At 50.5% G+C, this 24,940-nt stretch carries 22 protein-coding genes; 15 read left to right on the forward strand and 7 right to left on the reverse strand.

Annotated features, from left to right (window positions below):
* Positions 1–77 precede the first annotated feature (77 nt).
* From EKM99_RS11190 to EKM99_RS11205, 4 genes are read right to left on the reverse strand one after another with little or no spacing between them, the layout of a single operon-like run.
* The gene (locus tag EKM99_RS11190) at positions 78–1,028 is read right to left on the reverse strand and encodes an ABC transporter permease (protein ID WP_125583505.1); all 951 of its coding nucleotides are present in this window, start codon (positions 1,026–1,028) and stop codon (positions 78–80) included.
* Positions 1,029–1,042: 14 nt separating this feature from the next.
* A complete protein-coding gene (locus EKM99_RS11195) occupies positions 1,043–2,008 on the reverse strand; it encodes an ABC transporter permease (RefSeq protein ID WP_125583506.1) in 966 nt (321 codons plus the stop codon).
* Positions 2,008–2,982, reverse strand: coding sequence for an ATP-binding cassette domain-containing protein (locus EKM99_RS11200; protein ID WP_125583507.1), 975 nt, complete (start codon positions 2,980–2,982; stop codon positions 2,008–2,010). Before EKM99_RS11200 ends, EKM99_RS11195 begins: the two co-directional genes overlap by 1 nt.
* Positions 2,979–3,992, reverse strand: coding sequence for an ABC transporter ATP-binding protein (locus EKM99_RS11205; protein ID WP_191983316.1), 1,014 nt, complete (start codon positions 3,990–3,992; stop codon positions 2,979–2,981). The genes EKM99_RS11200 and EKM99_RS11205 overlap by 4 nt, the downstream gene beginning before the upstream one ends.
* 441 nt (positions 3,993–4,433) lie before the next feature.
* Between EKM99_RS11205 and EKM99_RS11210 the strand changes: the two genes are divergently transcribed.
* The 12 genes from EKM99_RS11210 to EKM99_RS11265 all read left to right on the forward strand — a co-directional run bounded on the left by EKM99_RS11210 (position 4,434) and on the right by EKM99_RS11265 (position 16,082).
* Positions 4,434–4,898: an Rrf2 family transcriptional regulator gene (locus EKM99_RS11210; protein ID WP_125583508.1), complete on the forward strand. Its 465-nt coding sequence runs from the start codon at positions 4,434–4,436 to the stop codon at positions 4,896–4,898.
* Positions 4,899–5,774: 876 nt separating this feature from the next.
* Positions 5,775–6,788, forward strand: coding sequence for a lipoate--protein ligase (locus EKM99_RS11215; protein WP_125583509.1), 1,014 nt, complete (start codon positions 5,775–5,777; stop codon positions 6,786–6,788).
* Between the two features lie 131 nt (positions 6,789–6,919).
* Positions 6,920–7,342, forward strand: a complete 423-nt coding sequence (locus tag EKM99_RS11220; protein ID WP_125583510.1) for a hypothetical protein — start codon at positions 6,920–6,922, stop codon at positions 7,340–7,342.
* An 11-nt stretch (positions 7,343–7,353) separates the two neighbouring features.
* Positions 7,354–8,043: a hypothetical protein gene (locus tag EKM99_RS11225; protein WP_225419846.1), complete on the forward strand. Its 690-nt coding sequence runs from the start codon at positions 7,354–7,356 to the stop codon at positions 8,041–8,043.
* Positions 8,044–8,745: 702 nt separating this feature from the next.
* Positions 8,746–10,461 (forward strand): DUF5776 domain-containing protein, encoded by a 1,716-nt coding sequence (locus tag EKM99_RS11230; protein WP_125583511.1) that lies wholly within the window; start codon positions 8,746–8,748, stop codon positions 10,459–10,461.
* 115 nt (positions 10,462–10,576) lie between these two features.
* Positions 10,577–11,131 carry a TetR-like C-terminal domain-containing protein gene (locus tag EKM99_RS11235; RefSeq protein ID WP_125583512.1) on the forward strand — a complete coding sequence of 185 codons (555 nt, stop codon included), beginning with the start codon at positions 10,577–10,579 and terminating at the stop codon, positions 11,129–11,131.
* A gap of 122 nt (positions 11,132–11,253) precedes the next feature.
* The gene (locus EKM99_RS11240) at positions 11,254–13,053 is read left to right on the forward strand and encodes an oleate hydratase (RefSeq protein WP_125583513.1); all 1,800 of its coding nucleotides are present in this window, start codon (positions 11,254–11,256) and stop codon (positions 13,051–13,053) included.
* Positions 13,054–13,351: 298 nt separating this feature from the next.
* Entirely contained in the window at positions 13,352–13,642 is a 291-nt protein-coding gene (locus EKM99_RS11245; protein WP_125583514.1) for a type II toxin-antitoxin system RelB/DinJ family antitoxin, read from the forward strand.
* A complete protein-coding gene (locus tag EKM99_RS11250; protein WP_225419847.1) occupies positions 13,623–13,976 on the forward strand; it encodes a toxin-antitoxin system, toxin component, MazF family protein in 354 nt (117 codons plus the stop codon). The genes EKM99_RS11245 and EKM99_RS11250 overlap by 20 nt, the downstream gene beginning before the upstream one ends.
* 118 nt (positions 13,977–14,094) lie before the next feature.
* Positions 14,095–14,685 (forward strand): TMEM175 family protein, encoded by a 591-nt coding sequence (locus tag EKM99_RS11255; protein ID WP_125583516.1) that lies wholly within the window; start codon positions 14,095–14,097, stop codon positions 14,683–14,685.
* 14 nt (positions 14,686–14,699) lie between these two features.
* Positions 14,700–15,770, forward strand: coding sequence for a YdcF family protein (locus EKM99_RS11260; protein WP_125583517.1), 1,071 nt, complete (start codon positions 14,700–14,702; stop codon positions 15,768–15,770).
* Positions 15,771–15,824: 54 nt separating this feature from the next.
* Positions 15,825–16,082 (forward strand): type II toxin-antitoxin system prevent-host-death family antitoxin, encoded by a 258-nt coding sequence (locus EKM99_RS11265; protein WP_125583518.1) that lies wholly within the window; start codon positions 15,825–15,827, stop codon positions 16,080–16,082.
* 934 nt (positions 16,083–17,016) lie between these two features.
* Here the strand turns inward: EKM99_RS11265 and EKM99_RS11270 are convergent.
* The 3 genes from EKM99_RS11270 to EKM99_RS11280 all read right to left on the reverse strand — a co-directional run bounded on the left by EKM99_RS11270 (position 17,017) and on the right by EKM99_RS11280 (position 20,391).
* Complete coding sequence (locus EKM99_RS11270; protein ID WP_125583519.1) at positions 17,017–17,868, reverse strand: SAM-dependent methyltransferase; 852 nt, start codon at positions 17,866–17,868, stop codon at positions 17,017–17,019.
* A gap of 198 nt (positions 17,869–18,066) precedes the next feature.
* Positions 18,067–18,486, reverse strand: a complete 420-nt coding sequence (locus tag EKM99_RS11275; RefSeq protein ID WP_125583520.1) for a helix-turn-helix domain-containing protein — start codon at positions 18,484–18,486, stop codon at positions 18,067–18,069.
* A 96-nt stretch (positions 18,487–18,582) separates the two neighbouring features.
* Positions 18,583–20,391 (reverse strand): M3 family oligoendopeptidase, encoded by a 1,809-nt coding sequence (locus tag EKM99_RS11280; RefSeq protein ID WP_125583521.1) that lies wholly within the window; start codon positions 20,389–20,391, stop codon positions 18,583–18,585.
* A gap of 292 nt (positions 20,392–20,683) precedes the next feature.
* On the opposite strand from EKM99_RS11280, the gene EKM99_RS11285 reads away from it, so the two are divergent.
* The 3 genes from EKM99_RS11285 (at position 20,684) to rny (ending at position 24,786) form a co-directional block, all read left to right on the forward strand.
* The gene (locus tag EKM99_RS11285) at positions 20,684–21,628 is read left to right on the forward strand and encodes an alpha/beta hydrolase (protein WP_125583522.1); all 945 of its coding nucleotides are present in this window, start codon (positions 20,684–20,686) and stop codon (positions 21,626–21,628) included.
* 754 nt (positions 21,629–22,382) lie between these two features.
* Entirely contained in the window at positions 22,383–23,075 is a 693-nt protein-coding gene (locus EKM99_RS11290; protein WP_125583523.1) for a YoaK family protein, read from the forward strand.
* A gap of 100 nt (positions 23,076–23,175) precedes the next feature.
* Positions 23,176–24,786, forward strand: coding sequence for a ribonuclease Y (gene rny, locus EKM99_RS11295; protein WP_125583524.1), 1,611 nt, complete (start codon positions 23,176–23,178; stop codon positions 24,784–24,786).
* Positions 24,787–24,940: the final 154 nt, after the last annotated feature.

Here is a 24,940-nt window from a genome sequence, read left to right on the forward strand (position 1 = left end):
CCGGTAAAGCCGTAACGCAACAAATGAAAGTGGGTGACGTTGAGTGGCACCATCTCCTCAAATGGATTAAATTTCATCTAGTCGGCGGCCCCTTGACGTTGCGAAGCATCCGCAGCACGACGCAGAACTTGACCGACGTAGCTAATTGATAAACAAAGAATGATAATTTCTAACGCAGCGGGTAACCAAGTCCACCAGTATTGCGTGATGTTGTTAGGGTCGTTGGCGTTGGCAATCATGGTCCCTAACGAAGGCGTCTGGCTAGGAAGCCCGAAGCCCAGGTAGGAAAGACCCGTTTCAACCCCGATGTTCTCGGCGAAGGACAAGGTACAGTCAACGATAATCAATGACGAAATGTTCGGCATGATTTCGCGGAAGATAATCTTCCAGTGACTAGTCCCAGAAGTTCTGGAAGCGGCAACGTAATCTTTTTCCGATTCCGCTAAGGTCCGTGACCGAATCAACCGTGACGTGCCTTCCCAGTAGAAGATAGAGAAGATTAACGTCAAGGTGACGGAGTTGTAGTGGGGGATGATGGTAACCAAAACAATGATCATCATGGTCATAGGTAACATCATCATGAAATCGTAAACCCGTTGCATGCCCCAGTCGATGTAGCCGTTGAAGTAACCGGAAATCAAGCCCCAGCAAATCCCAAAGGTAGAGGAGATCAGGGTCAAGCCAATGGCAATCCCGATAGAGTTCCGGGAGCCCACAATCAACTGCTTAGCAACGGAACGACCACCGGAGTCAGCGCCCAACCAGTATTCTGGCGTAAACGGTTGGTTGAAGTACCCCATGATATTGGTCTCCATCATCTTGGGTGTGTTGATAAACAACGCGCCAATCATGACGAAGAGAATGAAACCAACGATAATGAAGAGTGCAGCCATAGCCGGTTTGTCGGCCTTGAATTCGCTCCAAATAATTTTAGCCGTGGAAGGCGTGGCTTCAGCCTGCGCTTCCTGTGTTAGACGGGCCAAATCAGCTGCGGAAACGTCTGAGTGTTGTTCAAAATTTTCTGCCATTCTGTTTAGCCTCCTTATTCAATCCGAATTCTTGGGTCGACAATACTCAAGATAATGTCTGACAACAACGTTCCAATTAAGTTTAAAATCCCGTAGATGAGGACCAACGCGGTAATAACCGTGTAATCCCGATAACTGATCGAGTTCACGAACAACAGGCCCATGCCGGGGTAGGAGAAGACGGTTTCGGTAAAGATGGAACCGTTCAGTAACCCGGTGATGGAGTAACCAGCGAACGCGGCGATAGGTAACAGGGAATTTCTGAAGATATGGTGGCGGTAAATATCCTTGCTAGGAACACCCTTTGAACGGGCGGTCCGAACATAGTCTGAACCCTTAGCGTCAATAACTTCAGAACGCAGGTATTGGACAATGTTAACGGTCCCGAACAACGCCCCTAAGATACCTGGTAAGAGAATGTGGTAGAACCGACTACCAATGGTTTGTAGCCAGCCACCACCACTTGCCTCGGCCGAAATTGACCCGGTTGTGGGGAACCACCCGAAGACGTAACCGAAGATCCAAATCCCGATAACTAAGATAACGAAGAAGGGGATACAGTAAGTAACGTAGGTGTAAACCCGGATGATGGTATCTGGTAATTTACCTTCATGCCGACCAGCGAAGACGCCCATTGGTAAGGCGAAAGCGTAGGTTAGAATCATGGTGAAGAAGGCTAACCATAAGGTGTTGGCAGCCCGGCCACCAATTAAGCGGGTAACGGGTTCTTGGTACTGGTAACTATTACCTAAGTTACCGTGGAACAAGTGGACAACCCAGTTCCAATACTGTTGGTACCAAGGGTCATACAGACCATTGATTTTCATCAAATGGTGAATCTGTTGCGGGTCAGCCTTGGGGTTGATTGAGCCGGTAAAGGGATCACCAGGCATCGCTTTAGCCAAGAGGAAGACCAGGATACTTAGGATAATAACTTCTGGAATCATGATTAAGAACCGACGGAGAATTGTTTTCCACATTAGGCCTGCACCTCCCCTTCCTGGCTGGCAAGTTGCTTGGCGATGTTTTCGGGTAAGGCCACTGAATGGGTCGGACTCACTTGAATTAGTGGGAAGGCCTCGCCCTTATCGTCGTAGTATTTGCTCTGCTGTTCCTGGTAGATTTTTTCAACGGCCAGGCGGGAAGCCCGGTGAGCGGCACGTTGATTGACGTTCGTTTCGGGGATGGCAGCCAGTAGCCGTTTCGTGTAGATATGTAACGGGTGGTTGTAGATATCCTCTCGCGTGCCGATTTCAACGAGGCGGCCGCGGTTCATGATGGCGATGTTGTTACACATATGCCGGACAACACCCAAGTCATGCGAGATGAATAGGTAGGAGATACCGAATTCACGTTGAATCTTTTTCATAAAGTTTAAAACTTGTGCTTGAACGGAAAGGTCTAAGGCGGAGACAGGTTCGTCAGCGATAATCAACTTAGGGTTCGTGGCAACGGCCCGAGCGACCCCAATCCGTTGACGTTGTCCACCAGAGAACTGGTGGGGATATTTGTAAAGGGCATCGGCATCCAAGCCAACGATGTCGAGCAGCTGTAAGACCCGCAGCTTTTCATCGTCTTTGCTGAGGTGCTCGAAGTTTCGCAGTGGTTCAGCGATGATGTCTTCAATTCGTTTCCGCGGATTCAAACTGGACAAGGAATCTTGGAAAATCATTTGAACGTCTTGGTTGTAGTCTAACTTGTTCCGGTTAGCCTTACTGGTAATATCAACGCCTTTGTACATAATGGAACCACTAGTGACTTTTTCGAGACCAACCACTGATTTACCGGTAGTGGATTTACCAGAACCAGATTCGCCAACTAGGCCGTAAGTTTCGCCGGCTTCAATGTTAAAGGTGATGCCATCGACGGCCCGAACGGAATCGGTGATGCGGTTCCAGAACCCGGTCCGAATGGGGTAGTGGACTTTTAGATCTTTGATTTCAACTAAGCTCATGCGGTCACGCTCCCCTTCTGATCTGGAAATTTGAAGCCTTTGTAGCAGGTGCAGCGGACTTCGTGGCCCGGCGCAACTTCGTGCATGACTGGGTTAGCTTCGTGAGCACTCGCTGGTACCCAAGGAACCCGTGGTGCAAACCGGTCACCGGAACTCGGCATCTTTTGTAGTGAAGGAACGTTTCCTTTGATGACGTAGAGGTCATCGTTTTCGTTATCACGTTGAGGCATTGATCGCAGGAGTGAACGTGTGTAGGGATGCTCAGGCGTGTTGAAGACTTGTTCGGCACTGCCTTCCTCGACGATTTGCCCCGCATACATCACAGCAACTCTGTCAGCCGTCTCGGCGACGACACCCAAGTCATGGGTGATGAGGATGATACCGGCGTGATTTTCCTTTTGAATATCCCGTAAGACGTCCAAGATTTGCGCTTGGATGGTTACGTCTAAGGCGGTGGTCGGTTCATCGGCAATGATTAAGTCTGGCTTGCAGGCAATGGCGATGGCAATGATGACCCGTTGCCGCATCCCACCAGAAAGTTCATGCGGAAATTGGTGAGCCGTTCGCTTAGGGTTGACGATCCCAACCTCGTCTAACAGTTTTAAAACGTGCTCGTGCTTTTCGTCCGTGGTTAAATCCGTGTGGTAATCCATGACTTCTCTAATTTGATCCTCAACGCGCTTCAGTGGGTTTAAGGCTGACAGGGGATCTTGGAAGATCATGCCAATTTTGGCACCTCGGAAGTTGTTGTAGCCATTATCATCAAGTTTTAAAAGGTCAGTGCCTTCAAAATCAATTTCGCCTGAGATTTTTGTTTCAGCTGGATCGTGGAGACCCATGATCGTGGTTGCTAGCGTACTCTTACCACAACCTGATTCACCAACGATGGCGAGAATCTCGTCATGGTGGACCTGGAGGTTGATGTGGGAGATAGCGTCGTAATACTGGCCGTTAATCTTGAAAGCCGTGCTGACGTCTTTAATGTTCAAAAAGTTCGATGCGGTTTCCACTGAAATCCCTCCCCAATGTATTAATTCTAATATATCTCTCATTTTTGAATAAAGCCCGGTGAATAAAGAACTTTTCGTATTCAATTCGGTCCTTAACAATAATTGTGTTTGATTATAGTTAATCAAATTCTCATTTACAACCCCAAATTTAAATAAATTCGCCACTCAGTCTTCATAGAATCCTCACAAACTTTGTTATACCAATCATCGCAGACTATTGAGAAAATGATAAAAAATTTAACCTAAAACCAAATAGTTCGATAATCTGGTTGCCAAACCACTAGTTCACGGGGTGAATCTATACACTTGACCGGAAAAATATGCATGTATATTCTGAATGAGAATCTTCTTAGCAATTTGGTTTACACCTTCAATCCACTTCACAAGGTGTGGTATGATACCAGTAATAACTACAGAACTTTTGAAAGCGATGGCTGAACGATGAGATTAGACTTTTCTGTTGCGGTCCACAGCTTGCTGTACCTGGACGAAAACCGTCCCCGAAAAATTGCGAGCCGGGAGTTGGCAACATCCTTACAACTGAATGCGGTCATGATTCGGAATATCCTTTCCGTGTTGCACAAACAGGGCTATATTGAGGGCTCCGTGGGTAAAAACGGGGGCTACCAACTGATTCGTGACCTTGCCGACATCAATGTGGGTGAACTGTATGATCTGACGATTCCGCCGACCATCAGCTACGCCCGTTTTATTACTGGGGACTCCAAAGGAACGAAGGCCAGCGACAACACGGATATTTCCGCCAATATTTCGCAAACCTTGACGGACCTCTTCACGCTAGCTGATGAAGATTATCGGAAATTCTATCATCAGTTCACGATGACCGACCTGAAAGAGGACCTACATGATCACGGATATTTCCGCAACCTGATTAGCCACGATTAACGTGGCAACCATGAGCCAATTACTGCCTTTTTGTTAGTGAGGCGGGTATAATGTAAGTGTAGATAAGGGATGGCGGCCAAGGCCACCATTAATGTCGTCGGAAATCGCCCGGGGTGAACCTGGACGATTTTTTTGTATAAGAGTGCGGAGCGAGCCGTTTAGGTCCTGAGCATTAACGTAGCTAAGGGAATAACCCCGGGTTTGGGTTATTTTCTTAGCTGGGTTAAGCGCAGGGACCTGGCTCGCGTAGCACGTTTCGGAGGCTGCCAGACTCGGGATCTAATGGCGAGAGAAAATTTAGCGACCTACGGATACGATGATTTGAACAGTACGCCCGAACCTGGGTCGTTGTCGTTACGTTGTTAAGCGGAACCAGTTGCCCTGTGTAGCACGTTTCAAAGGCTGCCAGACTCAGGATTTAACGGCGAGAGCAAGACTAGCGCCCCAAGCCAACATAAAATCTGAACACTAACCCTGAAGAACAAAGGTTAAGCGCAGGGACCTGGCTCGCGTAGCACGTTTCGGAAGCTGCCAGACTTGAAATCTAACGGCGAGAGAAAATTTAGCGACCTACGGATACGATGATTTGAACAACGACCCCGAACCCAACGCCCCGTCGTGCCCCCAACACCCCGGCCGACATTCCCCCTAACCAATCACCCAGTGGTCAGCACGAATTGTCGCTCGACAAAATCTTACTGATGCCCGCCAAGCCAACGCTTTTCCCACGACCATTCCCACATTTTTTCAACAATTCTTTCCACTTTGTAAGCTAAATTGTAATCGATTACAACTCGTGCTATGATTTACAGTAACCGGGAAAGTTACCGTATGGGGCCGCCCCGGGGTGGTTAATTTGAAAGGGGTTTTTGGGTTATGTATTGGTATGCCATGAAGTCACATGATATTCGTCACAATTTAGCAACGGAACAATACTTAATGAACAACAAGAAATTCGATGAACCACTGGTTTTGTTCTACTATGAAGGACCTAGCATCATCGTTGGTCGTAACCAAAACACTTTGGAAGAGATCAACCAAAAGTACGTTGAGGAAAACAACATCACGGTCACCCGTCGGTTATCGGGTGGCGGTGCTGTCTACCAAGACCTCGGGAACCTTTGCTTTAGCTTCGTGGTTGATAGCGATAGTGAAGCGTTCGGGGACTTCAAGTCCTTCGTTCAACCCGTCGTCGATGCCTTACACCAAATGGGGGCTACCACTGTCGAAGTTTCTGGTCGGAATGACATTTTAGTCGATGGCAAGAAATTCTCTGGTAACGCAATGTACTCCCACAGTGGCAAGACCTTCTCTCATGGGACTTTGATGCTGGACGTTGACCAGGACGTGATTGCTCACGCCTTGAACGTGCCAGAAGACAAGATGAAGTCCAAGGGTATCAAGTCGGTCCGTTCACGGGTTACCAACTTGAAGCCTTACCTGGCACCTGAATATCAAAACTTGACGGTCCCAGAATTCCGCGACACCCTGTTGAAGGAATTGTTCCACGTGGACAGCTTAGATGCCATCAAGGACAAGGAAGTCACCATCGAAGACAGTGAAAAGGCTGCCATCGACAAGATTTACAATGACTACTACAGCAACTGGGATTGGGTTTACGGTAACTCCCCAGAATTCACGGTTAAGAAGCGGCAACACTTCACGGCCGGCACCATTGATGCGCGCTTATTAGTTGAGAACGGAAAAATCAAGAACATCAAGTTCTACGGTGATTTCTTCGGTCCTTCTGATGCCACTGAATTGGCTGACAAATTAGCTGGTGTCCGTTACGACCGCGAGAATGTGGGCCAAGTCTTGAACAGTGTCGACACGCAGCTGTACTTCAACGGCATCGACACCAAAGATATTTTGGACTTGCTGGTTGATTAGATTCTCGCGAGTTTTCAGTGAATAGCTGATTTTCCGCCGGGAATACGTTAAAATAGAATGGAATTGACTAAGACGCGGTCGGTTTGACTGCGTCTTTTATTTTAGGAATTTATTGAGGAGTTTAATTTAAAATGAAAGATCGTAACGTGATTGCTTGGGCCATTATTTCCATGGTTGGCTTTATTGTTCTTAATTTTCTGATGTCCCGGCCCTTTGTCGACTCAACGAACGTCCAAATGACGACGCCTGAATTTTGGCACACCACGCTGATTGCCTTCGTGCTCTACGCGATTCCAATCGTGCTGGCTGCGCTGAACTGGAAGCCATCCTTCTACTTCATGGGCCTGGTGATTGCGCTGTATACGCTGTCACCGATCAGCGTGATCTTCAACATGTGGATGGACAGCGGCGCTAGCTTCATGATCAAAGCGCTGATGTCAATTTTCAGCTTGGCACTGATGGCCGGCAACGCCTACTGGTTGGTCCTGGCATTGCGGTTACGACTGCGACAACAAAAAATCGCCGATGCAAAGCGGTTCGCTGCTAAAAAATAGAGGTGGAAAGCATGAAACGAGAAATTCAAGCATTTATTGACGCGGCTGAAGCCGATGAAATTCAACATTTCACGGCAGACACGACTGAAAAAGCGTTTTTTAAAGACCCAGACGGCTTAATGGCGCCCTTAGCGGCGTTTATCCGCGAACAAATTGGCAAAGACCAATTGGCGCAGGCCGAGCTCAAGGTGACCGACACGGACGTTTCCGTTCGGTTAGAAATGAGCGTTCTCAACTTGCCCATGCAAGACAGTAAGACGATTGGCAAGATTTTAGAAACGAGTGAAGAGGCTGACCTGAACGTGTACGCGGTCATCGAAACGCCCGATATCAACGTTTCCGGCTTACGAATTGATGCCTTAGCGCCCGCTGATACTTACGTGGACCAGGCGCAAGTCGCTGACCAGAGCCTCCACGATTGGTTGGGCCTACAGATTGAGAAGCTGCAAGCTGCCGAGACCAACAAGGAAGCGACCGACGTTCAGAAGGCCGATGCTGTGAAACCAGCAACGACCAAGCCGGCGGCGAAGAAAACCACAACCAGAAAGGCAGCTGCTAAGAAACCAGCTGCCAAGAAGACAGCAACGCGGGCCGCAGCGAAGAAGCCAGCTACTCGTAAGCCAGCGGCTAAAAAGACAACGGCCACAAAACGCGCCACGACGCGTAAACCGGCCGCCAAAAAGCCAGCAGCTAAGAAATAGCCTTGAAATTCAGCCAATCGTGTGGTAGTATATTTTCTATGCGATGAGTCGAGAAATCACGCGTCCCTTGCTTGCAAGGAGCGTCCGCACAAGCGGCTAGGTGAATTTGTCAGCAGGGCACATATGTCACCGTATTGTGACGTGTCTGATCTTGAGGGAATGTGGATTCCGAGACGGATCCGTTCGGGCAACCGAACGCTGTGTGAAAAACGTCCAATCAGTCTTTTGACTGGTTGGGCGTTTTTTTTTGCGCTTTTTGCCAATTTTCAGTGGATGAGTATAGTGCGTAGAGTAAACTGGTCGGTAAGTCGCAAATTTTACGGACAATCACATTTAATTGCGTGGGTGTTGACGAGGATGGCACTTGAATTTGGCAAGTGTGTCGGCTGAGAATGGCGGAAGTGATATCCGGTTCTCAGTAATCATTTTTGACATAAAGTCAATGGTACCAATGAATTCGGCGACCACGGCCATTGAATAAATGAAGCCGTGACAGAAAAGCAACAATCTTTTTAGCTGGTTTCAACATTCCAAAAAATATGTTTCTACATTAATAGATAATAAGCTGATAGTATCTGCATATGAACTTATTATCCACTTCAATGAATGTGTGGTAGCATTTTTAATTAAGCTGATGTTATAGTTACTACACAGTAAAACCTAATGGATGAAGGCGATGAACTAGACAAAGGAGAACACTATATGAAGATGGTCAAAGGCTTATTAGCAGTTGCGGTAGCGGTTGGCGTTGGGATGGCTTGGAACGGCGAGGGCGTTGTCAGTAACGACAAGTATTCCCTGACGTCGACGAGTGTCTTGCAGGCAGAGGCCAGCGAAGTTAGCGCGGTAAATCTGCAGGCGGTTGATGAAGCTGGCAATGCTATCATGGATGATTTAAACATTCAGTTGGACAACGTTGAGGTTGGCGCGGACGACACCTACGCTGAAGTGCTGGCCAAGGTCGCTCAAGCAAACGGTGTTGACTACGTGGAGGCCTTAAAGTACTTCTCGCTGGTTAATAACAACGATGATGGCTTTAATCGAAAACTATTCAGTTCGCAACTCAATCAGTCAGTGGAAAAAAACTATGGTAGTAAGACACTGACAGAAGCCCAAAAATTAAAATTGGCTAAGGGCGTATCCGGCAAATACACGCTGGATATCCAAGCACTACACAAAAATTTAGATCAAAACATTTCTGATGGTAAAATCCAGGTGCCATTCAAGCAGAGTAATACAAAAACAAAGGTAGCTGTTTCGACGTTTGTTGGTGGGAAGGAAGTTTCAGGTGGCTCGTATAACTACTCGGGGGTCGAAGGTGACGTTATTAGTCTTGAGAACTCCCAGTTGGTATTGAGTCACACGCATCATAGGGACGCGCCAGTATTTACAATCAGTAATGAAACCCAAGCTGTCAGATATCTTCCCTTATATGCCAGAAAGGCGACCGTGACCTACAATCTTCCGGATGGCGTTCAGGGTCCCGCCTCCCAAACTTTCTATGGATTAAAGGATGAGGAACGGACTGTGGTTGCCCCAACTATTGCGGGCTACACAGTGGAGGATCCACAGACAATTGACTTCAACAAATCAAAATTGGACCGGAACATCACGTTCAACTATGAAGCCGTAAACATTGAAGAACCAGGCGACGGTGACAACAACGGCAACAACCCGGGTGGCGGCGACAACAACGGTGACAACAACGGTGGCGATACCGATAACGGCGACAACAATGGCAACGGTGGGACCACGGCCGTTACGCCATTCAAAGTCTATGGGAAGCAGCGCCTCTACCGCTACTCCCACGCCACATTTACCAACAATCGACGGGTCCAAACTCACGCTAAGAAGACCAAAGCCTACGCGCCCGTGATGACCGTGGTGGGGACGACGCAGTCCAACAACGGCGTGGCGCGGTACACCTTAGATGACGGCACGCACATCACGGCGAACTCTGATTACGTTGCCAAACTCTACTGGCTCAGCAATTACAAGAAGCTCTACGTGACGAATCCTAACGGGATCAACACGCACAAGGGTAGCGGCCTGAACAGCAAGGTTGCTCACGTGAAACAGGGCTCCGCGGTGACGGTGAAGGCCGTGACCAAGAAGGGTGAAATGACGCGTTACCAGCTGGCAAATGGCACCTACATCACTGGTAACAAGCAATTCGTTTCCCCGACGAAGCCTAAGAACGTGACGAAGGTTAAGGCCAAAACCACGGTTCGCGTCTACAAGGATGTGAACCTGACCAAGGTGGCCAAGACTTACAAGAAGGGCAGCACCCTCAACGTTCAAGGCTGGGATCACTCCCGCGGCGACGTACACCACGTTTCAGGGGTCAAGCGTTACAAGGTCGCTGGTGGCTACATGACCGCCAACAGCAAGTACGTTCAGACCGTCAACACCAAATAACCAGGTCAGAGTCGCCTTTCGGGCGGCTTTTTCATTTGCCAGTATCCGTTGTTTCCCGGTCGCAAACATTATATAATTACCTCAGAACATCGGGTGAGGGGCAGGCACAAGACATATGGCAAAAAATACCAAAGAACAACTCTCGGCGGCACTCCTAGCGCAATTGCAAAGGACGCCGGTCGACAAGATTACGATTAAGTCGTTGGTCACGGCCTGTGACCTGACGCGGCAGACCTTTTATAACCATTTCAGTGACATCTATGAGCTGGTCGAGTGGACCGCCAAACAAGCAACGGCGGAGTCTCTACAAAATGTGGCCGACTACGACAACTGGCAACAGGGCTTTTTAAATGTCCTGCTGGCCATCAAGGATAACCGCTACCTGGTCCAAAACACCTACGAATCGGCGTACCGGGACCTGCTGGAGAAGTACATATATACCGTTTTATACCAATACATTATCGCCGTGGTCGAGCGTCAGGCGACCGGCATGCGCGTGGCCCAGAAGCACAAGGATTTCATTGCCCACTTCTACAGTCTGGCGTTCATCGCCCTCATTTTCGAGTGGGTCAAGGATGGGCTCAAGGAAGACCCAGCGGACCTCGTGGAACAGACCGGCGTGCTGGTTCAGGGAGATTTCCAAAAGGCTTTACAGAACTATGCCGAGTAATTGACAAAATGCGGGAGCTGTCAAATTTTTGACGGTTCTCTTTTTTTGTCAATTGTCTTGGGGCCGCGCGGGCCTTATCTTAAGGACAAGCACCTAATCCCAAATCAAAGAAGGTCATCTTCATGAATATCTATCAGACGATGTATCATCCCCTCAAGCCCGCTGGTATCGACGATCGTCGTGCCAACATCGTGGGTGGCGGGATTGCTGGATTAGCCACCGCAGTCTTCTTGATCGACGACGCCCAGATGCCTGCGCGCAACGTCACGATTTACGAAAAGAAGCCGGTGATGGGCGGTTCCATGGACGGCACCAAGAGCAATCAAGGCTACTTGTGTCGGGCCGAACGGGAGCTGGAACCTTACATGGAGTGCCTGTGGTACCTCTGCAGCAAGATTCCGTCATTAGAAAATCCCGGCCGGACAGTCCTCGACGACGTGGTCGACTTCAACCGCGATGAACCCATCCACAGCGAGGCTCGGGTCATCATTAACCAGGGTGAAATCGACAGTCATTACCATGATTATAAAATGAAACCCGAATACGCGGCCGCCATGGAAACAATTATCAATTCCACGGAAGAAGAACTGGCCAACAAGCGGATTGATGAATTTTTCGATAAAGACTTCTTCAGAACCAACTTCTGGACCTGCTTCCACAGTCAATTGGCCTTCAAACACTATCACAGTGCCATTGAATGCCGGCGTTACTGGCAACGATTCACCTTTATTTCCCGCCACGAATACCTGGAAGGCTTCGTCCACACGAAATATAACGAATATGATGCCATCATCCTGCCAATCGAACGCTGGTTGATCGATCAGGGCGTGAACTTTGAAAACAACTTCAACGTGACCGACCTAGGCTTCTCTGACGCTAACAACACGGTCAACGAAATTATCGCAACCCAAAATGGTAGCGCTGCCAACGTGACCGTTCAACACCAAGACCTGGTCTTCGTCACGACCGGTTCCATCAGTGAGAACAGTACCTTTGGCGACAACCACACCGTGGCTGAAACCAACCGTGACACCGAGGACATGGGCACGTTTACCATTTGGCAGAACCTGGCGAAGAAGGATGCCAAGTTTGGCCACCCCGAGAAGTTCCTGGGGCAGATCGACAAGACCAAGTGGATTTCCTTCTTCCCAACGGTCAAGGACTACCCCGAATTTTTCAAACGCATCGAGGAACTCTCTGGCAGCCCCGCCGGAACCGGTGGCCTGATGACCTTCAAGGATTCCAACTGGGACATGTCCTTTGAAATTCATCACAAGCCGTTCTTCCCATACCAAGCCGATGATGAAGAGGTTGGTTGGGGCTATGGTCTGTACGGTGAAAACGAAGGGAACTACATCAAGAAGCGGATGTGGGACTGTACCGGTGATGAAATTTTGACGGAACTGCTGTACCACTTGGGGATGTTGGACATTAAGGACGAGGTCCTGGCCCACACCTACATGTCGACAGCGATGATGCCATACTGTACCAGTCAGTTCATGCCTCGCCAAGCCGGCGACCGGCCACTGGGTGTGCCAGCTGGCTGCACCAACTTGGGCTTGCTCGGCCAATTTGTTGAAATTGACGATGACGTGGTCTTCACGGTGGAAACTTCCGTCCGGACTGGGTTGGAGGCCGTTTACAAGCTGCTCAACTTTGACAAGAAGCCGATTGAGGTCAACCCATCACGTTACGACGTTCGTTACCTGTTGCAACGGATCAAGCGGTTCCAAGGGATTACCGGTGACGTGACCGCGGCTGATTTGCCACAGATCGATCCCGCCCAGTTACCAGCAATGACCGGCAAACTGCTGAAGCTGGTCAACGCCGTTCCACCGTACTACCAGATGTACCTGGGCCGCGACCAAACGATTCCGCAAAAGGCCGCCGTGCTTCACCCTAAGGCACCACACAGCAAGTAAGTTGCTGCACCCCCGTAGATGTTTAGTGGTGTCTTAAAAAGAGTGGGGAGCAGGCGATTAGAAGTTAATCTGAATCAGCTACCTGCTAATCCACGTTTCAGTAATATGCATGCGAAGAGAGGTTGTGATTGTTTATTACAGCCTTTTTTCGTGGTGGCAGGTTTTAGTTGAAGCTGATTATTATAGTTTGTCTTCCAGGTGAAACATCGCCATATATTAGTACATATGAAATTCAAAATAATTGTAATAATAGTGATAAAACAGTAAAATAAGTGTAGTTTGGAAGGCGGTGAACACGATGGATGTACAAGAAAAATCCAAGAAAAAAATTCAAATTAATATTGATAAGGACCTTGCGGAGCAAGCTGAAACTGTTTTTAATGACATTGGTTTAAATCAGACTAGTGCGCTAACTGCTTTTTACAAGAAAGTTGTTGCTGAGGGTGGGTTACCCTTCGATTTACATCAAACGCCGGAACAGAAAGCAAATTTGGGTTTGCGAGAATCAATCAAAAAATTACCGGTTGAACAGTTAAAGACCCAAAGTCAAGTGGAAGCGTGGTTCAAAGATGATACCCAAGACTACTGAAGTAGACGATGTTGTGAGTATTTATGTCAGTTATGTTGACGGTAGCGGTGGCAAACGGCGACCGGTATTGATTGTGGCGAGAGATTCAGACTGCATTAAATTCTTTCGGTTAACAAGTAAATACCAAAGTAAATCACGGAAAATCCAGCAACAATATTTTCCCTTGCAGGACTGGGCAATGATCGGGTTGAAAATGGCAACTTATGTTGATATTGGTAAATTATTAGAAATTAATTTTCAGAAGCTTGAAAAAGTCACCTATATTGGTCAGCTTTCACTGCGGGATAAGCTGAATTTGCAGCACTTTATTGATAAATTCTCATTGCCTAAATGAGTCGTCCCCAGTGGGCGGCTTTTTTCGCGTCCCCCCAACAATTCTGGGCCCACACCACCCATCCCCGCCACCAACTGTGCTATTCTAAAACTATCACGAAATTTGAGGGGACTTTCAAATGAATAAAGGACGAGTCGAAGCCTTCACGGACGCGGTGGTGGCAATTGTTTTAACGATTATGGTGTTGGAATTTAAAACGCCCGATGAGCCAACCTTTACGGCCTTGGCCAGCAACTGGAGTTATTTAGTCGCTTATCTGATTAGCTTCTTATTCGTTGGGGTGGCTTGGTACAATCATCATTATATGTTTGCGTTGACGAAGCGCGTGACCAAGCGCATCTACTGGGTCAACAACCTGTGGATCCTGGTGATGGCGATGTTGCCGGTCTCAACAGCTTGGGCGGGGCGGTTCATCACGGCCGTTCAACCGGAACTCTTTTACTTCATCATCTTTACGCTGTGGGCGTTGGCCTACGCCGCACTATCCCACACCGTAATGGCCGTGAACCTGGCACGCGACCCGGAGATTGCGCAGAAAATTCGCTGCATGCCGGCCTACCGGATTCACGCCAGCGTCTGGTTCTGGTTGGTGTGGCTGGTGGTCCTCGGACTGATCTTCGTCTGGCCACCCATTTCACTGGCCTTCACGCTGTCAGAACTACTGTTGATGGCGATCCGCACGCCAGCTGACAGCGACCGTTTGTTTTAGAGGAGTTTAACGACATGCAAAATGAATTATTTAATATTCCGGGGTATTTTTATTTGGGGTGGCTGATACCCCTGTTTTTTGGCATTGTGTTTGGCATCAGCTATGGGATTGAGAAGCGCCGCTTGGGCAATGGGATTTGGTTTTCGCTATTTTTCTATTCGTTTCTCACGCTGCTGGCGATGACAATTCTGGGGACCAACAACAAGTGGCTGATCGTTATCAGCATCGCGCTGTTTGTGATTTTGTTGCTGGTGATTGGCGTGGTTTTCGCCCTGCAAGCGTTCCTCCTGCTGTGGAATGCCTGGATCGTTTGGAAACGGGAGAGTCACACGCTGGCCAACATGTTGACGCTGTTCTTGGGGATTGCGATTTTAATTGCGCCGTTTCTGACGCGGCTCTCGACGCTGTACCTGCCCGTTCCAGTGGCCACCATCCTTAACCTATTTCCAGCGATGGTCATTTTCTACGTCCTGTTTTGGTTCTACAATTACCTGACGATGCTATTTATTTATCAATTTAATCATCCCCGTTACAAGCAGGATTATTTAATCGTGTTGGGGGCGGGCCTGTTAAATGGCAACGAGGTCTCCCCGTTGCTAGGCCAACGGATTGACCGGGCATTGAAGTTTTACCACAAGCAGTTGGCTAAGACCGGTCGTGCGCCCGTCATCATTTTTTCTGGTGGTCAGGGGGGCGACGAGACCGTGCCCGAGGGTGTGGCCATGCGTGAGTACGCGTTAGCCAAGGGTTTACCGGCCGACCACGCGCTGGCGGAAGATCAGTCCAAGACCACGTATCAAAATATGATCTTTTCCAAGCAACTGATTGATGCCCGGGGGCCCGTGAAGCCGCGTGTGACCTTTGTGACCAACGGCTACCACACGTTTCGGGCGGGGATGATTGCCCGCAAGGCCGGGTTGCCGGCCAACGGTATCGGCGCCCACACCGCCAAATTCTTCTTACCGAACGCCATTTTGCGTGAATACATTGCCATTTTTGTGGGCAACAAGCGCTGGCACGCGGTGGCGGTGGGGCTAATGCTACTGTTGACGCTGTTTATGACCTGGGCGGAGTATCATTCTTAAGGGTTCGAACAAAAAAGTTGTGATCGGTATCGTAGGCTTGAAGAGGTGAGATTGATGAATCGTGATAATAAAAACGTGAAATCAGTGACGGACTTACATGAGAATACGCATTTGTTAGATGAAGTCACACCGGGAAATCCAGTCATTCTTACCAAAGAGAATCAAGAGAAGCTGGTCGTTTTAGACATAGATGATTTTAAGAAATATCAGGAATTGGCATTTGCAGCCAAGATGATGAAGACGGCTGACCATGCACGCCAAGGGAAGAAATACGATTGGCGTGATGTGAGGAAGGAATTAACCGAGCCATAATTTGAATCGACGATGATGGTTAGGTAAAATGAACACAAAAATGAAGCCACGACGAACAATCGTAGCTTCATTTTTTGATGCAAATAATTAGATTTACTAAAATGTACAACCAGAGCTAGTCAGTCTCGCTAACTAATCGTGCACCTATTCATCCCGATGTGCTTGGTAGCTGGCAAACGCCGCGTAGCCGAGTGCGACTACCAGGCTGGCCCCCAAGCCGTAGAACAAAATGTTTCCCAACGCTACCATGGTGATTCCTCCCTGTCGTCATTAACTTGTCATATCATAGCAAATCGCTAATTCAGGGTAAATAGGTTGGGGCACAATGTAATATTACAATTTTAATAGCAACTAAAGACTGAAAGCTGAACTGTAAGTCCAACCCGCTACATCCATCAAGTCCATTAACATCGCGGCAACATTGTCTAAACCTGCCGGCTTACCGTTCGCAAAATTTAGGCCGGAACGCTGTGGGCAGGACGGCCCAAGCCAAAGAGCGGTCTTGGACCTCGCTTTGAACCGCCCAACCCGCGTTTCAAAGGCACCATTTTCCAAGCAGCCCACTTGGGAAAATCCCACGGCTGAGCCTAAATTTTGTTCACTCGCGCCTACGTAGACGGTGAACAATTATTGCAGATAAGACCTAACAGGCCAGCGATAGTCACATCAACGTGGTGATATAAAAACAATTCTAACCGGAGGAGGACAGAGATGGAGGCAGCTGTGACAACGGTGTTAACTGAGTGAATTTTCTCAGTTTACAGCGTGGGACGTGTTTGGAGACTGACGAATTTTGGCAGGCTTCAAACCGAGCCGGAGGACCGACCCTCAGGCCGCAGGCGGTCCCCATAGCAGCCGGAATCTCTGGCAGCCGCAGGTGGCAATTCATAACTAACCTAGTAGCTCATCCATCAGTGGCAAAAGTTTCGCCAGTCTACTTCACCAGATAAACGTGATCCTGAACCAAATCAATCTGGGTGTAGTGGCGGTTGAGGTCGCGGGTTGCCTTGTTTTCCAGCAAGTCGGCGTGATCCCAGAAATCGGCCGATCCCGTGGCGCCGTGGGGTTCACCGAGCACAACGAAGTCGACGTCCTTGGCAGACTTGCGCAGGGCTTGGAGCAGCTCCCAGTCCAGCGGCAGGCCGTCCGGCGACCACGACATAACGACGACGCCCACCTGATCCTGGTATTTTTCCCAGGCGGCCGTGGCGGCCAGCGGTTCAATCGAGGTCAGGGGGTGGCGGCCAGTTTCATTTTCCGCCGTCCACGCCTGACTATCCGTGGCGTAGACCGTCTTGTGAGCGTCCCGTAGGCCTTTGGAAATGTAGCCGTTGCCCGCCATGACTTCCAGGACGGCGCGGTCGCCAACAAACTTTGTGAGATCACTCACGAACGGCGCTGGCGTGTAGGCCCACATGCCGTAGTGCGTTTCCAAATAATCACGGAAGGAACGCAGGTCGTGGTCCAGTAGCGGCAACGCGTCCGTCAGCTCGTTCCACAGCTTGTCCCCGGTGGCATCGCCTGCTGGGTAGCGTTCGTTGAGCTTCTGGTAGACCTGGTCCTGGCTGTCATCGGGCAACTGTAGGAGCGGCATCTGTTGCGGCAGGTCGCCGGCGGCCAACATTTTATCAGCCAACAGCACGTTGCTAATTAAAATTTTAATGGCGGGGTAATCATTAAATTGGTGATAATAGGCCGTCATGCGTTCGATGTAGCTAGTTTTGCGCTGGCTCAGGGGTGCGTGGCGGACTTTTTTCTTGAGTTTTTGCAGTTTTTTCGGGTTCAAGCGGGTCATCCTTTCAAAATAAAGAGTGGGACAAGCGGCGTTTAGCTGGCGAGCATTAAGGCGGATAACCGAAGAATCCCGGTTTTGGATTGTTTGGTTATCAGTTTTAAGCGGAACCAGCTGCCGCTTGGCCCACGTTTCAGCAATCTCGCCTTAAACATACCAAAAGAGCCTGGAGTTTCCCCCAGACCCTTGAACTTAATGATCGTCTAAATGGAGATCCAATTCTTCCTGCTGGTTAGGTTCCGGCGTCGTGGCGCGGTTTTCCCGGCCATGCAGGTAACCGTCGATCAGCTGGTAAATTTCGTAGCGGTCCCGGCCACTCAACAGTTCACGGTTAAAACTCAACTGCTTGCCGGAGAGAAACAGGCGCCCTAAATCGTACTCGTCGCGCTCCGTTTTCCCGGTTAGGTAGTCCATGGTCACGTCGAAATATTCTGCGAGCTTACGGACTTCCAAGAAGGAAGGTGTCCGGATGCCGCGCTCCCAGTTGCCCAGTTGTGAAGCGGTGTTGGCACGCTCACCCGGACCTGACGCCTGGGCGTTCAAGCCCGTCGCCAGCTGTTCTAATGTAATGTGTTGGCCGCGTCGTAAGGCCCGAAGTCGTTCTGAAAACATCCAACTCACCCGTTTCTTTCTAGATTGCTTAACTATGCCTATTATACCACTCTCTGTGGTTTTTTCGTGGCCACAACCTTGACGAGAACACGAGCCCTACTTAACCAACGGATCCGTCAAACGCATGAACTCGGCGACGTCGCGCTTAATCAATTTGACACCAGCTAACCAGAAGTCGGGTTGGGTCAAATCCACACCGAGGTGCTTTTGGGCTAGCTCTTCACTGGACATGTTGGCCGTGTCCCGCAACAGTGCGATGTAGTGATCTTCGAAATTGCCTTCCTGCTGGGCCTTGGCGTAGATGCCAAGACTGAACAGGTAGCCGAAGACATAAGGGAAGTTGTAGAAGGCCGGTTCGTCGATGTAGAAATGCAGCTTGCTGGCCCAAAGGTGAGGCGAGTAGGTCGACAAGTCGTGGCCAAAGGCTTCCTTTTGCGCGTTCAGCATCAGCTCGTTTAATTCGGCTGGCGTGACCAATTTTTGTTGGCGCAACTGGTAGAACCGCGTTTCAAATAGGTAGCGGGCGCGGATGTTCAGGAACATGGCGACCGGGTTGTCCATCTTGGCGTTCAGGAGCGCAATTTTTTCCGCGTCGGTCTTGGCCGCCTTGACGTTGGCGTCGGCAACAATCAGTTCGCCAAAGGTCGAGGCCGTTTCCGCAACGTTCATTGCGTAGCCTTGGCGCAGGAGGGGCAGGTCTTCCATGACGCTGGAGTGAAAGGCGTGGCCGAGTTCATGGGCCAACGTGGACACGTCGTTGGGCGATCCCGTAAAGGTCATGAAAATCCGGGACTCGTGGGTCTCAGGCGCACTCTCCATCCAGCCGCCGGGTGCTTTGCCGGCACGGTCTTCGGCTTCGATCCAGCGATTTTCAAAGGCGCGTTGCGCGAGGGCCGCCATTTTCGGTGAGAACTCGCCGTAGTGTTTGATGATGAAGGCCGCGGCCTCGTCAAAAGTGAAGTGGTGTTGCGCGCTGCCGGGCAGGTTCAGGGGCGCTTCCACGTCCTGCCAGCCGGCGTGCTTTTTGCCCAGCAAGGCCGCCTTGCGGTCGAGGTAGTCCAGCAAGAATTGCTTGTTGTCGTCCACAACCTGCCAAATGGTGTTCAGCGTCGCCGCGCTCATCCGGTTGTCTTTTAAAGGTGCACGTAGAAAATCAGTAGTCCCGTGAGCAGCGTATTCGGTCAACCGGAAGCCAGCCAAATGGTTCAGTGTGTCGGCAAAGAGTTGTTCCTTGTCCGTCCAAGCTTGTTCCCAAGCGGGCAGTAAAGCGGCCCGGTAGTCGGGATCGGCGTTGCCCAGCAGATTGTTGTCGGCTTGGCCGGCCGAAAGGGTCGTCGGGTTGCCATCGGCGTCGTGAAACGGCACGGTCACGGTGGAAACCAAGGAATCGTAATGGCTGCTCCAGGCGGCCTTGCCGTCGAGGTTGAGCCGGCTGATCAACGCCTCGGTCTTGTCGTCCAGCAATTCCTTGCCGTCGTTACGCATTTCTTTTAAGTTAAACGCAATCGGTTTTAAATCAGGGGTGGCCAGCATGGCCGTGAAGTTGGCGTCGGGCACTTGGACCAGCACCTTCTTCAATTTGCCGCTAACGTTGTCGGCTTGCGTTTCCAGCGTTCGCAATTCGGCCTCCATCGGTGCCACGTCGGGGTTAGCGCTGTCGGCGGAACCCACGGCCATAATGAAGATGCCCGCTTGCGCGATGGCTGCATCGATGGCTTGGAGTTGGTTAATCAGTTTCACAAATTGTTGGTACAAAGGTGCATCGCTGGCGGCATCCCACCGGTCCAACAAATCGCCCAACGACGCAATGGCCGTCTGGGTTTGGGTCAGTTTCGTTTTCAGCTGGGTGGAGTTGATACCACCCGGAAACAGTGAGTCTAAATCCCAATTTAATGCATATTTCATGGCGAGGCCTCCCTATGTAAGTTGTGACCATTATAGCAAATTTCAAAACGATTGCGCTCACTTAAAGAACTTCGTATACTTACTCAAGAGAGAAAAAACGCTTGGTATCGTTCATTGCCGCTCCCGCCGCTCCCGCCGCTCCCGCCGCTGGTCGCTAACGGTAGCGCAAGTATTTTTTAGCGGCGTATCTGGCGGTTCAGAGTAAGTTGAGGAAATGACTGTGAATACTAAGTGTGATTTACGAGTTAGGTCGTTTCAAGAGAGAGATTGAGATAATTGGGAGGAAAAACGTGTGAATAAGCGAGTAAAAGGGTGGCTGATTGCCCTGGTAGTACTGGTGGTCTTGGTGTTGGGCGGCCTGGTGGGGGCCAGTCTGTATTTCTACAATATGACGGTGGCTAGCGGCAAGAAGAGTTTTGTCGCCACCGGGACGACGCTGAAAAAGTCGGATCCCATGTACGCCGAGAAAAAATGGTACCAGGACGTGCCTAAGCAGCGCTGGACGGAAAAGGCTGCCGGCGCTAATTTAAAATTGGTGGCGGATTACGTGCCCGCGGCGACGGCGACTAAGAAAACCGTGGTCTTGGTGCACGGCTTCGGGTCGGACAAGGAAGCCATGGGCGGCTACGTTGCGATGTTTCATAAATTAGGTTATAACACGCTGATTCCCGACACCCGCGGGCAGGGCCAGAGCCAGGGGAAGGTCATCAGCTACGGCTACTATGAGAGCAAGGACTATTTGAAATGGGTCAATCAGGTCATCGCCAAGCAAGGCCAACAGGCGCAGGTCGTCCTATTCGGCGTGTCCATGGGGGGCGCCACAACCATGATGACCAGTGGCCTGAAGACGCCGAGCCAGTTGAAGGCCTACATTGAAGACTGTGGCTACACGGACGCGCAAGCAGAAATCACCTACCAGGCCAAGCAAATGTACAACATTCCCTACTGGCCGCTGGTACCGATGACCAGTATGGTGACGAAGCTCAAGGCCGGTTTCACCTTCAAGGACGCCAACGCTTTGGCCGCGGTCAAGAAGAATCACAAACCCATGCTGTTCATCCACGGCGGCGCGGACAACTTCGTGCCAACCAAGATGGTCTATCAGGTCTACCGTGCGGACGCCGGTCCCAAGCAATTGCTGGTGATTCCTGGCGCCAAGCATGCCGCGGCGCTGTCACACGATCCGGCGCGCTACACTCGAACGGTGAAGGCCTACCTGGCAAAATACATCCATTAACGTGAATCTAGCAGTTAGGAGAGAAACAGGACTGATTGAAATTGCCACCTGCGGCTGCCAGAGATTCCGGCGTCTGTGGGGACCGCCTGCGGCCTGGGAAGCGGTCCTCCGGCTCGGTTTGAAGCCTGGTAAAGAACACCAGGCTTCAAACGCGTCCCACGCTGTAGGCTGAGAAAAGCACTCAGCCAACACCGTTGTCACGGCTGCCTCCATCTCTGGCCTCCTCCGGTTTAGATTGTGGTCTACCACTATGTTGGTGTAAATCACTGTTGCAGTGGTGGCTAACGACTAGTCGGAGACGCACGCCTACGTTGATCACCCCAGTCACAATGGGTGAACGTCATTAGGCCAGCTGACTAGGTGTTTAGCTGTGTGGTTACGCCTGCGGCTTCAAGCAGGCTTTCCACTGCAGAATTAGGCTGGTACCAACTAAAAGTAGTGATGCCTGTTCAACCAATCATTTCCAGCGGTATAATTGTCGTGAAGTAACTGTTAACGCTAAGCATTAAACGCACGTTAGCCGTAGGGATGGTGAAATGGGCTCAGCCGTGGGAATTCCCTTAGCGACGGGTTTTGTCGGTTAGGGAATTGCTAGCTTTGAGACGCTTTAGCGACTCAAAGTAAGTTCGGAGACCGCTCTTTGGCTCCGGACGGGCGCCCACCGCGTTCCGGTCCCATTTTCACCATCCCGGAGGCGCTGACAACGAACCGTTTATAAAGTTTAAGTTCAAAAGCAATGTAAGGAGATGATTGGATGGAGCCGGAAGTCTCACACCAGTATCGGCCCGTCACCGAAACCATTCTGACCCTTGGCGCGACGGTGGTTATGGGGATGATCGATGCCGACACCTTCCTGAATCATGGCGCCATTTTCGTGAGCGCGCAGACCGGGAACCTGGTGGTCTTTGTCGTGAAACTCGTTGAGCACGGCTGGGGCACCGCCTGGGTCAACGTACCCGTCTGGATCGGCTACTTTCTGGGGTGCTTTGGCGCCCAGGGACTCACGGAACATCTCGGCCAGAACAACAAGCGCCGGCAAATGCGGTGGCTGATGCTGCTGGACGTGGTGGCGTATGGCCTGTTGGCCAGTTTACAAACGGTCATCCCGACCATGTGGCTGATTTTCTTCCTCGGGATCATGGCCGGCTACGAGCTGACGGTCTTTCGCCAGGTTGGGGGGATTGGCATCAACAACGGCATCATGACCGGGAATACCAAAAATTTGGCAACCAGTGCCTACCGTGCCTGGTTTGACGGTGATCGAGCGGCCCGGTCGAAACAAAATAAACTCATCGTGGTTCTCTTGACGTTCATCCTTGGTTGCGCTGTCGGCGCGCGTTTAGCCATATTAACGCCCCACGGGGTGCTCTGGATTGCGTCTGCTTTAAAATTAATTTTATTAGCGTGGCTCTTTGTTCCCGCCGCCATGGAGAATCCGGACGCATGATTGGTTTGGGTTGTGGCCGCAAATAGCGTATAATTAACGAGATAAGTGACCAACCCACCCGGCGACTCGTCGGGATTGAAAACTAAGGAGCACGAATAAATTGTTAATCACAGGACTCGTTATCGGTCTCCTGCTGATTGGGCTGGTAGCCGGCTACTTGGTGCGCCAGCATAAGCACCGCCAGGAACTTTTAGCGGTTCAGGAACAGGCTCGGACGATCATTGCCCAGGCCAACGCCAAGACGCAGCAGCGGATTTCCGAGCTGCATGCCAAGAGTCAGCGCGAGACCTTAGCCTATCAGCAGTCAGTTAAAGATGAATTGACCGAACAAAAAAGTGACATTGCCGTTAGAGAACAGCGTCGTCAGCAGCGTGAACAACTATTGGGTCAAATGACCGTTCGTTTGGACGATCAGACGGCCATGCTAGACGAGCGGAGTCAAGCCAACCGGGACCAACGCCAGACCATTCACGGGTTGAAAGACACGGCCACCGAGTTGACGGGTAAACGTGATGAAACGTTGGCAGAACGGGCCGGCATGGATGAAAAAGCCGCTCAGGACCACGTGATTCAACACACAGAATTAGCCTTGAACCGGGACCGGGACGTCGAAGTTAAAGCGTTGAACGATAACGCCTTAGCGAACGCCGAGAAATGGGCGAAGGACGTGGTCTTGTCTGCGACCGAAAGTGGTCCGCAAGACTTGCCCAAGGAACACATGGAACACACGGTGACCGTGCCCAACGGTGAAATCCGCAGTAAGATCATCGGCCGTGATGGCCAACACATCCGCTTGCTGGAGACGTTGACCGGGACCGATTTAATCTTCGTGCCGGATGACAACAGCACGTTGTTCATCAGTACGCACGACCCGATTCGGCGGGAAGTGGCGCGCGTGGCCCTGACCAATTTGGTTGCCAGCCGGCGCATTTCCGCCAATCAGATTGAAACGCAAGTGGAGAACGCCCAACGTGACGTGAACCACAGCCTCTGGGAAACTGGGGAGCAAACCGTCAGCCTGTTACACGTGGGTTGGATGCATCCCGATTTGATGAAATTAATCGGCCGCCTCAAGTATCGGACCAGCTACGGCCAAAACGTGCTGTTGCATTCGATCGAGGTGGCGCAGTTGACCGGTGCCATGGCGGCGCGGTTAGGCTACAACACCCGATTGGCGCGGCGTGCAGGCCTGTTGCATGATATTGGGAAAGCCATCGACCACGAAGTCGAAGGCACCCACGTGGAAATCGGAACGGAGTTTGCCCAGAAATATGGGGAGGACGACGTGGTGATCAACGCCATTGCGGCGCATCATGGGGATGTCGAAAAGACGTCGCCGTTATCCGACTTAGTGGCGGCCGCCGATGCCGTTTCCGGTGCGCGGCCTGGTGCGCGGAGTGAATCCGTGGAAGACTACATCAACCGGTTGCGGGCGTTGGAAAAAATCGCCAATGACCAGGAAGGGGTGGCTGAGAGCTACGCCATCCAGGCCGGGCGTGAGTTGCGGATTATCGTGAAGCCTAAGGAATTGGACGACACGGCTGCGGCTAGTCTGACCCAAGAAGTTGCCAAGCAGATTGAGGCCACCCTGACTTACCCAGGTAAAATCAAGGTCACCACGATTCGCAAATCCACAGCCGTGGAATACGTGGGCGACGAGAAGAAAAAGACCAAAAAGAAAAAGAAGAAAAAGGCAGCCAGCGCCAGTTAGCTGTAACGAAAAATGGTTATCATTTCTCTACCACGTGGTGTGGTGGGGAAGTGATAACCATTTTTATGTATTTTTTTGGTTCTATGTCAACTGTTGTTGGTAATTCCATTTATAAAATTGTCTAATCCTTTGAGATTAGGCAATTTTTTTTGAG

It is taken from the genome of Levilactobacillus cerevisiae (genome assembly GCF_003946245.1).
Taxonomy (GTDB): domain Bacteria; phylum Bacillota; class Bacilli; order Lactobacillales; family Lactobacillaceae; genus Levilactobacillus; species Levilactobacillus cerevisiae.

Bases quoted from the DNA above. Each gene is read 5' to 3' on its own strand.
- EKM99_RS11190 (WP_125583505.1), bottom strand. From the start codon at position 1,028: ATGGCAGAAAATTTTGAACAACACTCAGACGTTTCCGCAGCTGATTTG.
- EKM99_RS11195 (WP_125583506.1), bottom strand. From the start codon at position 2,008: ATGTGGAAAACAATTCTCCGTCGGTTCTTAATCATGATTCCAGAAGTT.
- EKM99_RS11200 (WP_125583507.1), bottom strand. From the start codon at position 2,982: ATGAGCTTAGTTGAAATCAAAGATCTAAAAGTCCACTACCCCATTCGG.
- EKM99_RS11210 (WP_125583508.1), top strand. From the start codon at position 4,434: ATGAGATTAGACTTTTCTGTTGCGGTCCACAGCTTGCTGTACCTGGAC.
- EKM99_RS11215 (WP_125583509.1), top strand. From the start codon at position 5,775: ATGTATTGGTATGCCATGAAGTCACATGATATTCGTCACAATTTAGCA.
- EKM99_RS11220 (WP_125583510.1), top strand. From the start codon at position 6,920: ATGAAAGATCGTAACGTGATTGCTTGGGCCATTATTTCCATGGTTGGC.
- EKM99_RS11225 (WP_225419846.1), top strand. From the start codon at position 7,354: ATGAAACGAGAAATTCAAGCATTTATTGACGCGGCTGAAGCCGATGAA.
- EKM99_RS11230 (WP_125583511.1), top strand. From the start codon at position 8,746: ATGAAGATGGTCAAAGGCTTATTAGCAGTTGCGGTAGCGGTTGGCGTT.
- EKM99_RS11235 (WP_125583512.1), top strand. From the start codon at position 10,577: ATGGCAAAAAATACCAAAGAACAACTCTCGGCGGCACTCCTAGCGCAA.
- EKM99_RS11240 (WP_125583513.1), top strand. From the start codon at position 11,254: ATGAATATCTATCAGACGATGTATCATCCCCTCAAGCCCGCTGGTATC.
- EKM99_RS11245 (WP_125583514.1), top strand. From the start codon at position 13,352: ATGGATGTACAAGAAAAATCCAAGAAAAAAATTCAAATTAATATTGAT.
- EKM99_RS11250 (WP_225419847.1), top strand. From the start codon at position 13,623: ATGATACCCAAGACTACTGAAGTAGACGATGTTGTGAGTATTTATGTC.
- EKM99_RS11255 (WP_125583516.1), top strand. From the start codon at position 14,095: ATGAATAAAGGACGAGTCGAAGCCTTCACGGACGCGGTGGTGGCAATT.
- EKM99_RS11260 (WP_125583517.1), top strand. From the start codon at position 14,700: ATGCAAAATGAATTATTTAATATTCCGGGGTATTTTTATTTGGGGTGG.
- EKM99_RS11265 (WP_125583518.1), top strand. From the start codon at position 15,825: ATGAATCGTGATAATAAAAACGTGAAATCAGTGACGGACTTACATGAG.
- EKM99_RS11275 (WP_125583520.1), bottom strand. From the start codon at position 18,486: ATGTTTTCAGAACGACTTCGGGCCTTACGACGCGGCCAACACATTACA.
- EKM99_RS11280 (WP_125583521.1), bottom strand. From the start codon at position 20,391: ATGAAATATGCATTAAATTGGGATTTAGACTCACTGTTTCCGGGTGGT.
- EKM99_RS11290 (WP_125583523.1), top strand. From the start codon at position 22,383: ATGGAGCCGGAAGTCTCACACCAGTATCGGCCCGTCACCGAAACCATT.